The sequence below is a fragment of the Phocoenobacter uteri genome (assembly GCF_900454895.1).
Classification (GTDB): domain Bacteria; phylum Pseudomonadota; class Gammaproteobacteria; order Enterobacterales; family Pasteurellaceae; genus Phocoenobacter; species Phocoenobacter uteri.
Window position 1 is genome coordinate 84767 of sequence record NZ_UGTA01000001.1, and the last position, 14539, is coordinate 99305.

The following is a 14539-nucleotide window of genomic DNA, read 5'->3' on the forward strand; positions in this document are numbered from 1 at the left end:
TCCTCTGTGTTTAAAAATTTTTAAAAAATATTGTTGCCCCTACACATTATGCGTAGGGACTATGTTTGATTATGCTTTTGCACGTTTCTCTAAGATTTCTACTGCTGGTAACACTTTACCTTCAACGAATTCTAAGAATGCACCGCCACCTGTTGAGATATATGAAATTTTATCTTTAATTCCAAATAAATCAATAGCCGCTAAAGTATCGCCACCACCTGCGATAGAGAAACCTTCGCTGTCTGCGATTGCATTTGAAATGATTTCTGTTCCTTTACGGAAGTTAGGGAATTCAAATACGCCCACTGGACCATTCCAAAGAATTGTTTTTGCATTTTTGATGATTTCAGCTAATTGTTCTGCTGATTTATCACCGATATCAAAGATAGATTCATCATCTGCTACTTCGGTAACTAATTTTTCAGTCGCTGGTGCTGTTTCAGAGAATTCTGTACCCACACGTACATCAACAGGTACAGGAATATCGGTTGTTTCTGCTAATTTTTGTGCAACTGGTACTAAATCTTCTTCGTAAAGTGATTTACCTACATTGTGGCCTGCTGCCGCAATAAAGGTATTTGCGATACCACCGCCCACGATGATTTGGTCAGCGATTTGAGAAAGTGAATTTAATACTTCTAATTTAGTTGAAACTTTTGAACCACCTACAATTGCTACCATTGGGCGAGCTGGCTCTTTTAATGCTTTACCTAATGCGTCTAATTCTGCAGCTAATAATGGACCTGCACAAGCAGCGGGTGCATACTCAGCAACGCCATAAGTAGAACCTTGAGCACGGTGTGCTGTACCGAATGCGTCCATTACGAATACATCACAAAGTGCTGCATATTTTTTACCTAATTCAGGATCATTTTTCTTTTCGCCTTTGTTAAAACGTACGTTCTCTAATACAACGATTTCGTTTTCTTTCACATCAACGCCGTTTAAATAATCTTTTTCTAAACGAACAGGTACATCTAATACATCATTTAAGTAATCAACAACAGGTTGTAAAGAGAATTTTTCTTCAAATTCCCCTTCTGTTGGACGACCTAAGTGAGAAGTTACCATTACTTTTGCACCTTTTTCTAAGGCTAATTTTAATGTAGGAAGTGTTGCACGGATACGTGCGTCTGATGTTACTTTGCCGTCTTTAACTGGCACATTCAAATCCGCACGGATAAATAAACGTTTACCAGCAAGGTCTAGATCGGTCATTTTAGTTACTGACATATGATTTCCTCTTAATAATTTAAAAATAAAAACGTTGGGGATTATAGCATTTTCTTAGAAAATTTACTGAATATAGATCAAATTGTTAAAGGATTTTCTGTAAATTTGTAAATTTTTGCTTAAATTTAACCGCTTATTGTCTTACTCAACCATAATCCTAATACGGTGGCAATAATACCACAGACCAAATGTAATCCTAGCGTATTGATTGCGTGTAGCCACTTGTCTTCTAAAATTTTTGTGCTAATTTCTGCGGAAAAAGTGGAAAAAGTGGTAAAGCTACCTAAAAATCCTGTAATAAAAATAAGTTTGTGAGAATCGTGTAAATTTAATCCTAAGGCAATGCCGATTAAAAAACAGCCTAAAACATTCGCAATAAATGTACCAAAATGAAAATGGTTAAAAACAGGTTGCAACCAAATACCGATTTGCCAGCGAGATAATGCACCAAACATTGCCCCCACCGACACTAAGAACGCTTGATAAATCATAAAAAAATGCCATTCTATTTAGTGAAAGAATGGCATTTAATTTAGCATATTTTAGCTTAAAAAACGATTAACATTTACAAGCATCGTTATTCGATTTAACCGCCGCATAAGCCACCATATTGATAATACGGCGTACTGATGAAACTGGGTTTAAAATCTGTGCTGATTTGTTGATACCCATTAAAATTGGACCAACGGTAATCGCTGTTGTTGTGCCTCTTAATAAGTTGTAACTAATACGTGCCGCCTCTAAGTTTGGCATTACTAATAAATTAGCTGATCCTTTTAATGGGCTATCAGGCATAATGTCGTTACGTAACTCTTCTGATAACGCTAAGTCGCCGTGCATTTCGCCATCGATCATTAAGCTTGGTTCTGCTTGATTGACTAGCTCTAATGCTTGACGCATTTTTGGTGCACCGAGTTGGTCTGATGAACCATAGTTAGAGTGAGAAAGCAGAGCCACTTTTGGCTGGATACCAAAACGACACACTTCTTCTGCCGCCATTAACGTAATTTCCGCAATTTCTTCTGCTGTTGGATTTGGATTTACATAAGTATCGGTTAAGAATACGTTACCTGATGAAAGCACTAAACTGTTTAATGCTGCAGGGGTTTTCACGCCTTCTTTTAAGCCTAACACGTCTTTAATTGAGGTTAAGTGTTTGCTGTATGAACCAAATAATCCGCACACTAACCCGTCCGCATAACCTAAATCAACTAAGGTTGAAGCAATTACGGTGGTATTTGATTGCATTACACGCTGAGCAATCGCTTGGGTAATCCCTTTGCGTTTCATTTTGCTGTAATAATGCTTCCAACATTCTTCATAATGTGGATTATTACTATTATCGACCAACTCAAAATCTTTACCGATTTCTAAGTGTAAGCCTAATTTTTTGATTTTCTCTTCAATAATTGCAGGACGACCAAGTAATACAGGATAAGCAAGCCCCATAGTGACGATTTCTTGGGTAGCTTGTAACGCTTTATTTTCTTCCCCTTCCGCTAAAATAATACGTTTTCTATTAGCTTTTGCTTGGCTGAAAATAGGTTTCATAAAGAGATTTGTTTTATAGACAAATTGCGATAATTTCTCTTTATAAACGTCCCAATCTTGAATTGGACGAGTTGCAACGCCAGAATCCATTGCCGCTTTAGCAACAGCTGGGGCAATACGCGTAATCAAACGAGGATCAAATGGACGAGGAATAACATAATCCGCCCCAAATGTTGTCGCTTCATCACCATAAGCTGAAGCGACTACATCACTTTGTTCTGCAAGGGCTAAGTCTGCAATCGCATATACCGCCGCACGTTTCATCTCTTCATTGATGGTGGTTGCCCCCACATCTAATGCACCACGGAAAATGAATGGGAAACAAAGCACATTATTTACTTGGTTTGGATAATCTGAACGACCTGTACACACAATCGCATCAGGACGAACTGCTTTTGCCTCTGGTGGTGTAATTTCAGGATCTGGGTTTGCAAGGGCTAAAATGAGTGGGTGTGCCGCCATTTGTTTAACCATTTCAGGTTTTAATGCCCCTGCTGCTGAACAGCCTAAGAATACGTCGGCATTTGGAATTGCGTCAGATAGTGTTCGCCAGCCGTTATCTTCAATCGCATAAGATTTTTTGGTTTCATCCATACGATCATCACGATCTTTATAAATTACCCCTTTTGAATCACAAACAGTGATATTTTCACGTTTCATACCTAGTGAAACTAACAGGTTTAAACAGGCAATCGACGCTGCACCCGCACCAGATGCCACTAAACGCACTTCATCAATTTTTTTATTCACAATACGCAATGCATTGATCACCGCTGCGGCACTGATAATTGCTGTACCGTGTTGATCGTCGTGGAATACAGGAATATTCAAACGCTCACGTAATTTTTGTTCAATGTAGAAACATTCAGGTGCTTTGATATCTTCAAGGTTGATTCCCCCAAAGGTTGGCTCTAATGCAGCGACAATTTCGACAAATTTTTCAGGATCTTTCTCTGCGACTTCAATATCGAACACATCAATACCCGCAAATTTTTTGAATAGTACGCCTTTACCTTCCATTACCGGTTTACCCGCTAATGCACCGATATTCCCCAAACCGAGTACCGCAGTACCATTAGAAATTACAGCAACTAAATTTCCCTTAGCCGTATATTTATAGGCAGTTAAAGGATCTTTTTCAATTTCTAAACAAGGCTCCGCCACACCTGGTGAGTAAGCAAGGGCTAAATCTCGCTGAGTTGCAAGGGATTTAGTTGGCGTGACTTCAATTTTTCCTGGAATTGGAAATTCGTGAAAATCAAGAGCGGCTTGACGTAATTTACTATTCATATTTGTTTATCCTTAGTATCTGTTTAAATTAAAGAATTTATAATGATTGTGTAATTTTAGCACTAAAAGAGAGCCTTTTTTGTGATCAATATCTAAAATTTTATATTTTTATTTAATAAAATTATAGGCATGCAAAGGCTAAATTTTAGCCAGTTGTTGACGCATTTCATCGATTACTGCTTTGTAATCTGGTTGATCAAAAATAGCAGAGCCAGCCACAAACATATCGGCACCCGCTGCTGCAATTTCAGCGATATTATTTACTTTTACGCCACCATCCACTTCTAAACGAATATCAAAGCCACTTTCATCAATCATTTTGCGAGCTTGTTTTAATTTATCCAACGTTGCAGGAATGAATGATTGACCACCAAAACCTGGATTTACAGACATCAATAAAATCACATCAACTTTATCCATTACATAATCCAAATAGCTCAATGGTGTTGCAGGATTAAAAACCAAGCCTGCTTTACAGCCATTGTCTCTAATTAGTTGTAAAGTACGATCAATATGCACAGCAGCTTCGGGATGGAAGGTGATGTAATCTGCACCAGCTTTCGCAAATTCAGGGATCAAGCGATCAACTGGATCTGCCATTAAATGCACATCAATTGGTGCTGTAATGCCATAATCTCGTAATGCTTTACAAATTGCAGGCCCAAAGGTTAAGTTGGGTACAAAGTGGTTATCCATTACGTCAAAATGGATAACATCGGCTCCTGCATTCAGTACCTCTTTCACATCATCGCCTAAGCGAGCAAGATCAGCTGAAAGGATAGATGGGGCAATTAGAAAGGGTTTGTGGCTCATTTTTTATCTCCAAAGTAATTAAAAGGGGTTGATAGTAAAACTAATTATTTATACCAAATTTTATTTATATAAAGGGTAACTTTCCCTGAGGGAGTCTCTACACTCACTTCATCGTCCACCTGCTTACCAATCAAGGCTCTTGCAACAGGGGAATCTACTGAAATCCAGTGTTTTGCTGGATCAAACTCATCGCAACCGACAATACGATATTGATTTATATCACCTTGCTCATTTTCAAGCTCAATCCACGCTCCAAAAAAGACTTTTCCCTCTTGGGCAGGGGAATAATCTACAATTTTTAAAACGTCCAAACGTTTTGTGAGAAATCGTACTCGACGATCAATTTCTCGTAGGCGACGCTTACCGTAAATATATTCTGCATTTTCACTGCGATCCCCTAATGCAGCAGCATCGGATACCGCTTGAGTTACTTGGGGACGTTCTATTTTCCACAAAAATTTTAGCTCTTGATCTAAGGCGTGCCAGCCTTCACGAGTAATATAATGCGATTTTGCCATTTATAAATAGCCTTCCTCAAATTTAGTTTTTGGTTGCTGTTTTGAATCTTCTTGTTGTGGTTGTTCAGTTGATTCTTCAAGTTTTTCCATAAATTGTCCAAATTTGTCGATTTGTTTTTTTAATGGTTCAGTAACTTTATTGATATCAATACCATTGATTTTATCAGCAAGTTGTTCCGTTGCTTTATTGACATCAATCTGATTGATCGTATCCGCTAATTGCTCAGTGACTTGTTCCATTTTCGTTCCCATCACATCTGCTAATTTATTTGCAGCGTTAAGCGTTGCTTGTTTTGCGTCTTCTACTTTTTGGTCATACTCTTTTTCTTTATTATTCGTTTCGGATTCACTTGGTTTTTCAGGTAAAGCAGATGACGATTGAGGCAGAGAGGTCACTTCCTCGTTTTTTGCAAATTCTTGATCAGAATTAACCGATTGTTTTTCAAGTATTATTTGTGACTTTTTCTGAGTTTGTTCTGCATTTGCTTGTTCTATTTTAGGCTGTTCAGTTTTTGTGATTTTTTGTTCTTCATTGCAAGCTGTTACAGCGATAACAGTAGAAAGTAGCAATGTGAGTGAATATTTATTCATTGTAGTATCCTGTTATAACAAATTTTGTTGGGGTGATGAGTAAACACAATGCTTATTTCCATTTTCTCCTACAAAATGTGATATCATTTTATAATATTTCAGCCGTATTATATAAATTTTTTGCATTTAGTAATAATGCGATGGCTGTCAGATCGCCGAAGTTTACCACAAATTTTGCCTGTGCTTGTACTTTTGGTTTTGCGTGTAAGGCAATGCCTAGATTGGCGGTATTTAACATAGGTAAATCATTTGCACCATCACCAACAGCAACCCATTGATTTTGTGGAATGTTAAACTGTTCGGCTAAATTTTTTAAGGTATCAGCTTTGCATTGTGCATCAACAACATTGCCTAGCACTTGCCCTGTGAGTTTGCCATTTTTTATTTCTAATTGGTTTGATGTAGCAGAGTCTAACTGATATTTTTCTTTTAAGTAGTCAGCAAAATAGTCAAATCCCCCAGATGCGATGGCAATTTTCCAATTCGTTTGTTTTAAGGTGGCAACCATTGTTTCAAAACCGTCCATAAGCGGTAAGTTTTTGCGTACTTTTTGCAAAATTTTTTCGGATGCATTTTCTAAGGTTGCGACTCTTTGGCGTAAGCTTTGTTCAAAATCTAATTCGCCACGCATTGCACTGGCTGTGATTGAGGAAACTAATTCCCCTGTGCCTGCTAATTTTGCAATTTCATCAATACATTCAATTTTTATTGCGGTGGAATCCATATCCATTACTAATAGACCTTGCTGATCTAAATTCGCTGTAATCTCTAAACTGCTGATATCACATTCAAATTGTGCGGCAAGTTGCTTTAATGAAGCGGTCATATTTGTGTTAAAAAATGCAATTTTATAACCAAGATAATCCTGCTGTTTTAATGCTTTTAAACCAGATTGTTGCTCAAATTGTGTGAGTTTTTCATCAGTAAGGGTTGTTGAATATAAAAAAATAGTGGTTTGCATAAAATTCCTTATGGTATGTAAATTTTTATTTACTATAACTTTGTAGGGAAGCATTAGCAAACTTGTTTGCGTATTGCTTCCATTGTTTGGTTCGGCACTTTTACTATACTTATTAGCTTACAATAGCGGTCATTTTTTCTTGAAAATTTGCAAATAAAATAGCATTTTTTTCTTTATTGCGCCAAAAACAAAAAAAGTTTAAAAATAGCTTGCATAATTATTCAATAAATTCTAATATCTATTCATAAGTTAATTATTTAGAAACAGGATTTTATTTCGTGGCAATTCAAATCAGCAATGTCAATTTTTTTTACGGCTCAAATCAAGCCTTATTTGACATCAATTTAAATATTGAAAAAGGGGATACGGTTGTACTTTTAGGGCCAAGTGGTGCGGGAAAAAGTACCTTAATTCGTACCCTGAATTTACTTGAAATGCCAAAATCTGGCACACTAAAAATCGCAGATCATCAATTTGATCTTAGCAATAAAATTGATAATAAGCAGATTGCATTGTTGCGTAAAGAAGTAGGAATGGTGTTTCAGCAATACCATTTATGGCCACATTTGAGTGTAATGCAAAATTTAATTGAAGCACCAATGAAAGTGTTGGGGCTATCAAAATTAGAAGCAACTGCTAGAGCAGAAGGTTTACTCGCTCGTTTGCGTATTGAAGCACTCGCAGAGCGTTTTCCATTACAGCTTTCAGGTGGTCAGCAACAACGTGTGGCGATTGCAAGAGCTTTGATGATGCAACCTGAAGTATTGTTATTTGATGAGCCAACAGCAGCATTAGATCCTGAAATTACCGCACAAGTAATGGATATTATTAAGGAATTAAAAGATACAGGAATAACCCAAGTGATCGTAACCCACGAGGTTTCTTTTGCAAAACAAGTTGCAACAAAAGTTGTTTATATGGAGCAAGGGAAAGTGGTTGAATTTGGGGATTCTCGTTGTTTTGATAAGCCTCAAACCGAAGCATTTGCAGCTTATCTTTCTCACTAAAACTAGAAATAAGGACACAACAATGAAAAAATTATTATTAACAGCACTATTTGCAACCACAGCATTATCAGTAGCGGCAAAAGAAACGATCACTTTCTCTATGGAAGCAACATATGCTCCTTTTGAAAGTACTACAGACAAAGGCGAAATCGTTGGATTCGATGTTGATTTAGCGAATGCTCTTTGTGAACAGCTTGATGCAACCTGTGAATTTAAAAACACAGCCTTTGATAGCTTAATTCCAAGTTTAAAATTCAAAAAATTTGATGCAATTATTTCTGCAATGGATATTACAGACAAGCGTCAAAAACAAGTGTCATTCACGCAACCTTATCTTGAAAATTCAGCAAGTTTCTTAGCATTAAAAGATAAAGATATGCCGAAAGAAGCGAAAGTGATTGGTGTGCAGAATGGTTCGACTTATCAAGAATATTTAATGAAGAAAATGCCACAATATCAATTAAAATCGTATCCTTCATTACAAAATGCAATCTTAGATCTTAAAAATGGACGTATTGATATGATCTTTGGTGATACACCTGTGTTAGCAGAATGGTTACCAACTGAAACATCGGTTACCTTTGTTGGTGAGAAAGTAAAAGATAAAGATTTCTTCGGTATTGGTTACGGTATTGCGGTAAATAAATCGAATAAAGAATTATTAGAAAAATTAAATACTGCATTAAAAACTGTGAAGGAAAACGGTACATTGGATAAAATTTATCAAACTTGGATGACGAAAAAATAATGTCAGTAGATATTTTAAACTCTTTTGCCTCAGCAACGTTGGTTACGCTAACTCTTGCTGTGGCAAGTCTTGGAATAGGCTTAATTCTTGCCGTTTTATTCGTTGTGCTTGAAATGAGTAAAATTGCAATGATTCGTCATAGTGCAAATGTTTTAGTCACACTATTGCGTGGTTTACCTGAAATTTTGGTAGTTTTTCTGATTTATTTTGGTTTAACACAACTTTTTTTCTTAATTACAGATGAATTCGTGGAATTTAGTGCCTTTTGGTGTGGTGCAGTTGCATTAGGGATTATTTTTGCTGCTTATGCGTCTCAATCATTGCGTGGTGCGATTAAAGCAATTCCACTTGGGCAGTGGGAGTCTGGTGTAGCATTAGGGTTTAGCCGTCCACAAACTTTTATAAAAATTATAATGCCACAAGTATGGCGACACGCTTTACCTGGATTAGGCAATCAATGGTTAGTATTATTAAAAGATACGGCGTTGGTTTCTTTAATTGGAGTTGTTGATTTAATGCGTCAATCAGATTTAATAAATGCATCAACCCATAAACCTTTTACTTGGTATGGTATTTCTGCGTTAGTGTATCTGATGATTACATTGATTAGCCAATTTTTTATTAAAAAATTAGAAACTCGTTTTACTCGCTTTGAAAGAGGAAATAACTGATGTTGTGGGACTATTTTATTACTATTTCACAAGGAATTAGCACCAGTTTACAGCTGACGGTTATTTCGTTGATTATCGCTTTTATTCTTGCTGTCGGGCTAACTTTTTTGCTTTCAATGGAAAATCGAGTAATCAAAGCGTTCGTTAATATGTTTATTACTGCTTTCACAGGAACGCCATTGCTGATTCAGTTTTTCTTAATTTATAGTGGACCTGGACAATTTCAATGGCTAATTGATAGCCCACTTTGGTATTTCTTTTCACAAGCGTGGTTTTGTGCGATTTTAGCTTTAGCATTAAATAGTGCGGCTTATTCTACATTACTATTTCACGGTGCGGTAAAAGCGATTCCACAAGGGCAATGGGAAACGTGTGCTGCTTTAGGTTTAAGTCGTTTTCAAACATTGAAAATTCTGATTCCTTATGCGTTAAAACGTTCAATACCTTCATATAGCAATGAGATTATTTTGGTATTTAAAGGCACTTCACTGGCTTCAACCATCGCTATTATGGATATTATGGGCTACGCTCGTCAGCTATATGGAATGGAATATGATGCGTTAGCGATTTATGGAATGGCTGGAGCAATTTACCTAATTATAACAGGGATAATGACACTCTTATTACGTCGATTAGAAGGATATATTCTTGCTTTTGAACGCGTGGGAGCAGAAAAGTCTTAATTGATATAATATTTCCAATTATGATTTGAGAGGCTAATGCAAATTAGCCTCTTTTTTTGTTTTTTTAATTTTTTGTAAAATATAGATTTTTATTCCATTCTTCTTTACAATGGTCAGATCAATTTTAACTTTTAAAATTTTATCTCTACGGGAAAACACAATGACTGATTATAAAAATACTTTAAATTTGCCTGAAACAGGCTTTCCAATGCGTGGCAACCTTGCTAAGCGTGAACCTGAAATGTTAAAAAATTGGTATGACAAAGGTTTATACCAAAAAATTCGCGAGTCAGCGAAAGGTAAAAAAAGCTTTATTTTGCACGATGGCCCTCCTTATGCGAACGGTAATATCCATATCGGACACGCCGTAAATAAAATTTTAAAAGATATGATTATTAAATCAAAAACCGCATTAGGTTTTGATTCGCCTTATATTCCGGGTTGGGATTGTCACGGCTTACCGATTGAATTAAAAGTAGAAGGTTTAGTTGGCAAACCAAATCAAAAAATTTCTGCGGCAGAATTCCGTGCAGAATGTCGTAAATATGCAGCTGAACAAGTTGAAGGTCAGAAAAAAGACTTTATTCGTTTAGGTGTGTTAGGGGATTGGGATAATCCTTATTTAACAATGAATTTTGACACCGAAGCCAATATTATTCGTGCATTCGGAAAAATGGTGGCAAATGGTCACTTATACAAAGGTTCAAAACCGGTTCACTGGTGTTTAGATTGTGGTTCATCATTAGCAGAAGCAGAAGTTGAATATGAAGATAAAACATCGCCATCAATTTATGTGCGTTTCAGTGCGGTAAACGAACAAGAAATCGAACAAAAATTTAATGCGAAAGGTGAAGGAAAAATCTCAGCGGTTATCTGGACAACAACCCCTTGGACAATGCCATCTAACCGTGCGATTGCATTAAGTGCAGAGTTAGAATATCAATTGGTACAATTTGGCGATGAGCGTGTAATTTTAGCGGCTGAATTAGTTGAAGAAGTCGCAAAAGAAGTTGGTGTTGAAGAGTATCAAGTACTAGGTTCAGCAAAAGGTAAAGAGTTAGAATTATTACGCTTTAATCACCCATTCTATGCTTTTGATGTGCCATTTATTTTAGGCGATCACGTTACTACTGACGGCGGTACGGGTTTAGTGCATACAGCACCAGATCACGGTCAAGACGACTATACGATTGCACGTCAATATAACATTGAAATGGCAGGCTTAGTGGGTAATGACGGTAAATTTATCCCTAGCACTGAATTTTTTGCAGGCTTAGGCGTATTTGAATCAAACGGTGCAGTTTTAGAAAAATTAGAAGAAACCGGTGCATTGATGAAAATGAAAAAAATTCGTCATAGCTACCCACATTGTTGGAGACACAAAACCCCAATTATTTTCCGTGCAACACCACAATGGTTCGTAGGAATGGAAACACAGGACTTGCGTAAATTAGCCTTAGGTGAAATTAAAAATGTGCGTTGGATTCCTGATTGGGGGCAAGCTCGTATCGAAAAAATGGTTGAAAACCGTCCTGACTGGTGTATCTCTCGTCAGCGTACTTGGGGCGTGCCAGTTACTTTATTTATTCACAATGAAACCGAAGAATTACACCCACGTACAGTTGAGTTAATTGAAGAAGTGGCAAAACGTGTTGAAAAAGACGGGATTCAAGCGTGGTGGGATTTAGATCCAAAAGAATTATTAGGCGAAGACGATGCTCAAAACTATCGTGCGGTAAAAGATACCTTAGATGTGTGGTTTGACTCAGGATCAACTTATGCGTCTGTGGTACAAAATCGTGCTGAATTTAATGGTAACGAGATTGATCTTTATTTAGAAGGCTCGGATCAACATCGTGGTTGGTTTATGTCATCGTTAATGCTTTCTTGCTCAACAGACAATAAAGCACCGTACAAACAAGTCTTAACGCACGGTTTCACGGTGGATGGTCAAGGACGTAAAATGTCTAAATCCATCGGAAATATCGTGACACCACAAGAAGTAATGGATAAATTTGGTGGCGATATTTTACGTTTATGGGTAGCCTCAACAGACTACACTGGCGAAATGACGGTTTCTGATGAAATCTTAAAACGTTCAGCGGATGCTTATCGCCGTATTCGTAACACTTCACGTTTCTTATTAGCAAACTTAAACGGCTTTGATCCAAAAACTGATTGTGTGAAACCAGAAGAGATGATCAGCCTTGACCGTTGGGCAGTAAGCTGTGCATTAGAAGCACAAAAAGAGATCATTGAAGCTTATGATAATTATCAATTCCACACCGTTGTACAACGTTTAATGCGTTTCTGTTCAATTGAAATGGGATCATTCTATTTAGATATTATCAAAGACCGTCAATATACAACCAAAGCGGACAGTATCGCACGTCGTAGCTGTCAAACAGCGTTATGGCACATTTCAGAAGCATTGGTTCGTTGGATTGCGCCAATTCTTTCATTCACTGCGGACGAAATTTGGAATTGTTTACCTGAAATGGATCGTGCAGAATTCGTGTTTACCGAAGAATTCTACACAGGTTTATTTGGCTTAGATTCAAGTGAGAAATTGGATAACGCTTACTGGCAACAAGTGTTGGCGGTGCGTACCGAAGTAAACCGTGTATTAGAGCAAGCACGTAAAGATAAAGTGATTGGTGGTGCGTTAGAGGCGAAAGTTACCCTTTATGTAAATGATGAAATTGGTGCGACATTAGAGAAATTAAGTGATGAATTACGTTTTGTTCTGATTACTTCTCAGGCAATCGTGAAACCACTTGCAGACGCTGATGTCCAAGTAGGCGAGTTAGACGGTTTAGCCGTGAAAGTTGAACACGCTGAAGGCGAAAAATGTCCACGTTGCTGGCACTTCTCAACGGATATCGGTTCACACGCACAACACAGTTCAATCTGTGGTCGTTGTGTAGAAAATGTTGCTGGTGCAGGCGAACAACGTCATTTCGCATAATAAAAAGCGATAGTTATTGTAAAGGCAGGGTACGCCCTGTCTTTATCTATTTTTAATTTTATTACAAGCGGTTAAATTTGATCAAAAATTTGCAAATATATAATGATTTATTGGAGAGAAAAATGCTTACGTCATTGAAAATAAACAAGGCAAGATCTCACGTAAACAGTTTAGATTACATACCTACAAATGCTGAAAATATTGAGTTTCTGTTAGAAACACCTCAATTTAAAACGCATATTCTAAATTTGATTCATCAAGCGAAGGAGCGAATTTATATTACCGCACTTTACTGGGAAAAAGATGAAGCAGGTCAAGAGATTTTAGACGCACTTTATCAAGCAAAAGTAGCTCGTCCTGAACTTGATATTAAAGTTCTAGTAGATTGGCACAGAGCACAGCGTGGGCGTATTGGCGAGAAAGAGGCAGGAAATAATGCCGATTGGTATTATGAAACGCGTCGCAAATATGGCTTTGATAAAGAGAGTGGCATTCCTTTTTATGGTGTACCAATCAATGGGCGTGAGATTTTTGGGGTATTACATTTAAAAGGTTTTGTGTTTGATGACACCTTGCTTTACAGTGGTGCGAGTATCAACAATGTTTATTTACAGCAATTTGATCGCTATCGTTGTGACCGTTATCATCAAATTAAAAATCAGACTTTAACGAATGCGATCGTTGATTTTACCAATCAGCAAATTCTTTCACATTCAGCGGTTAATCGCTTAGATGTGGCGGAGCGTGTCACAACTGCTGAAATTCGTTCGCAAATTAAAGCCTTCCGTAAACATTTAAGCCAGCAAAGCTACGCATTTAATGGAACGGCTCAACAAGATGAGCTTGGTTTGTCGCTATTGGTTGGGCTGAAACGCAGAAAAAATCAGTTAAATAAAACCATTGAGGCACTGTTCTGCTTAGTGGAAGAAAAACTGACAATTTGCACCCCTTATTTTAATTTTCCTATTACATTACGAAATCGTATTGCGTGGTTATTGAAAGCAGGAAAACAGATTGAGATTATTGTGGGTGATAAAACAGCCAATGATTTTTATACTAAACCAGAAGAAAAATTCAGTTTAGCCTCTGCGTTACCTTATCTTTATGAAAAGAATTTGCGTGCGTTTTGTAAACGTCATCAACGTTATATTGATAATGGACAGCTGATTGTACGTTTATGGAAAGACTATGAAAACACGTACCATTTAAAAGGTGTGTGGATTGATCATCAATATTTATTATTAACAGGTAATAACTTAAACCCTAGAGCGTGGCGATTAGATGCTGAAAATGCGGTGTTGGTTTCTGATCCAAACGCACAATTAAAAGAAAAAGCAGAACAAGAGTTAAACAAAATTCGAGAGCATACTCAAATATTAAAACAACACACAGATTTAGAAATTGATCAGGATTATCCTCAAGATGTCCGTAAAGTGTTAAAAAGATTTGGTCGTGTGAAATTAGATAAAGTAATTAAATTATTACTTTAAGCGGTCAAATTAGGT

The 14539-nt window shown here is 37.1% G+C and carries 13 protein-coding genes; 6 read left to right on the forward strand and 7 right to left on the reverse strand.

What is annotated here, in order from left to right:
* Window positions 1-69: 69 nt before the first annotated feature.
* The 7 genes from pgk to serB form a co-directional block, all read right to left on the reverse strand.
* Window positions 70-1233: a phosphoglycerate kinase gene (gene pgk, locus DYE60_RS00395; RefSeq protein ID WP_115314622.1), complete on the reverse strand. Its 1164-nt coding sequence runs from the start codon at window positions 1231-1233 to the stop codon at window positions 70-72.
* 125 nt (window positions 1234-1358) lie between these two features.
* Window positions 1359-1724, reverse strand: coding sequence for a fluoride efflux transporter FluC (locus DYE60_RS00400; protein ID WP_115314624.1), 366 nt, complete (start codon window positions 1722-1724; stop codon window positions 1359-1361).
* Between the two features lie 67 nt (window positions 1725-1791).
* The gene (locus DYE60_RS00405) at window positions 1792-4074 is read right to left on the reverse strand and encodes an NADP-dependent malic enzyme (RefSeq protein ID WP_115314626.1); all 2283 of its coding nucleotides are present in this window, start codon (window positions 4072-4074) and stop codon (window positions 1792-1794) included.
* A gap of 138 nt (window positions 4075-4212) precedes the next feature.
* On the reverse strand, window positions 4213-4887 hold the full coding sequence (gene rpe / locus DYE60_RS00410) for a ribulose-phosphate 3-epimerase (RefSeq protein ID WP_115314628.1): 675 nt from the start codon (window positions 4885-4887) through the stop codon (window positions 4213-4215).
* Window positions 4888-4931: 44 nt separating this feature from the next.
* A complete protein-coding gene (gene greB, locus DYE60_RS00415) occupies window positions 4932-5405 on the reverse strand; it encodes a transcription elongation factor GreB (protein WP_115314630.1) in 474 nt (157 codons plus the stop codon).
* Entirely contained in the window at window positions 5406-5996 is a 591-nt protein-coding gene (locus DYE60_RS00420; RefSeq protein ID WP_115314632.1) for a hypothetical protein, read from the reverse strand.
* An 88-nt stretch (window positions 5997-6084) separates the two neighbouring features.
* Entirely contained in the window at window positions 6085-6957 is an 873-nt protein-coding gene (gene serB / locus DYE60_RS00425; RefSeq protein ID WP_115314634.1) for a phosphoserine phosphatase SerB, read from the reverse strand.
* A gap of 278 nt (window positions 6958-7235) precedes the next feature.
* On the opposite strand from serB, the gene artP reads away from it, so the two are divergent.
* The 6 genes from artP to pssA all read left to right on the forward strand — a co-directional run bounded on the left by artP (window position 7236) and on the right by pssA (window position 14524).
* On the forward strand, window positions 7236-7964 hold the full coding sequence (artP, locus tag DYE60_RS00430; RefSeq protein WP_115314636.1) for an arginine ABC transporter ATP-binding protein ArtP: 729 nt from the start codon (window positions 7236-7238) through the stop codon (window positions 7962-7964).
* Between the two features lie 22 nt (window positions 7965-7986).
* Window positions 7987-8712, forward strand: coding sequence for a lysine/arginine/ornithine ABC transporter substrate-binding protein (locus DYE60_RS00435; protein ID WP_115314638.1), 726 nt, complete (start codon window positions 7987-7989; stop codon window positions 8710-8712).
* Window positions 8712-9383 (forward strand): arginine ABC transporter permease ArtQ, encoded by a 672-nt coding sequence (gene artQ, locus DYE60_RS00440; RefSeq protein ID WP_115314640.1) that lies wholly within the window; start codon window positions 8712-8714, stop codon window positions 9381-9383. Before DYE60_RS00435 ends, artQ begins: the two co-directional genes overlap by 1 nt.
* Window positions 9383-10066, forward strand: coding sequence for an arginine ABC transporter permease ArtM (gene artM / locus DYE60_RS00445; protein ID WP_115314642.1), 684 nt, complete (start codon window positions 9383-9385; stop codon window positions 10064-10066). Before artQ ends, artM begins: the two co-directional genes overlap by 1 nt.
* A 160-nt stretch (window positions 10067-10226) precedes the next feature.
* Entirely contained in the window at window positions 10227-13034 is a 2808-nt protein-coding gene (gene ileS, locus DYE60_RS00450; RefSeq protein WP_115314644.1) for an isoleucine--tRNA ligase, read from the forward strand.
* 122 nt (window positions 13035-13156) lie between these two features.
* Window positions 13157-14524 carry a CDP-diacylglycerol--serine O-phosphatidyltransferase gene (gene pssA, locus DYE60_RS00455; RefSeq protein ID WP_115314646.1) on the forward strand — a complete coding sequence of 456 codons (1368 nt, stop codon included), beginning with the start codon at window positions 13157-13159 and terminating at the stop codon, window positions 14522-14524.
* Window positions 14525-14539 lie beyond the last annotated feature (15 nt).

Bases quoted from the DNA above. Each gene is read 5' to 3' on its own strand.
- rpe (WP_115314628.1), bottom strand. From the start codon at position 4,887: ATGAGCCACAAACCCTTTCTAATTGCCCCATCTATCCTTTCAGCTGAT.
- artM (WP_115314642.1), top strand. From the start codon at position 9,383: ATGTTGTGGGACTATTTTATTACTATTTCACAAGGAATTAGCACCAGT.
- artQ (WP_115314640.1), top strand. From the start codon at position 8,712: ATGTCAGTAGATATTTTAAACTCTTTTGCCTCAGCAACGTTGGTTACG.
- greB (WP_115314630.1), bottom strand. From the start codon at position 5,405: ATGGCAAAATCGCATTATATTACTCGTGAAGGCTGGCACGCCTTAGAT.
- DYE60_RS00435 (WP_115314638.1), top strand. From the start codon at position 7,987: ATGAAAAAATTATTATTAACAGCACTATTTGCAACCACAGCATTATCA.
- pssA (WP_115314646.1), top strand. From the start codon at position 13,157: ATGCTTACGTCATTGAAAATAAACAAGGCAAGATCTCACGTAAACAGT.
- DYE60_RS00405 (WP_115314626.1), bottom strand. From the start codon at position 4,074: ATGAATAGTAAATTACGTCAAGCCGCTCTTGATTTTCACGAATTTCCA.
- ileS (WP_115314644.1), top strand. From the start codon at position 10,227: ATGACTGATTATAAAAATACTTTAAATTTGCCTGAAACAGGCTTTCCA.
- DYE60_RS00400 (WP_115314624.1), bottom strand. From the start codon at position 1,724: ATGATTTATCAAGCGTTCTTAGTGTCGGTGGGGGCAATGTTTGGTGCA.
- pgk (WP_115314622.1), bottom strand. From the start codon at position 1,233: ATGTCAGTAACTAAAATGACCGATCTAGACCTTGCTGGTAAACGTTTA.
- DYE60_RS00420 (WP_115314632.1), bottom strand. From the start codon at position 5,996: ATGAATAAATATTCACTCACATTGCTACTTTCTACTGTTATCGCTGTA.
- serB (WP_115314634.1), bottom strand. From the start codon at position 6,957: ATGCAAACCACTATTTTTTTATATTCAACAACCCTTACTGATGAAAAA.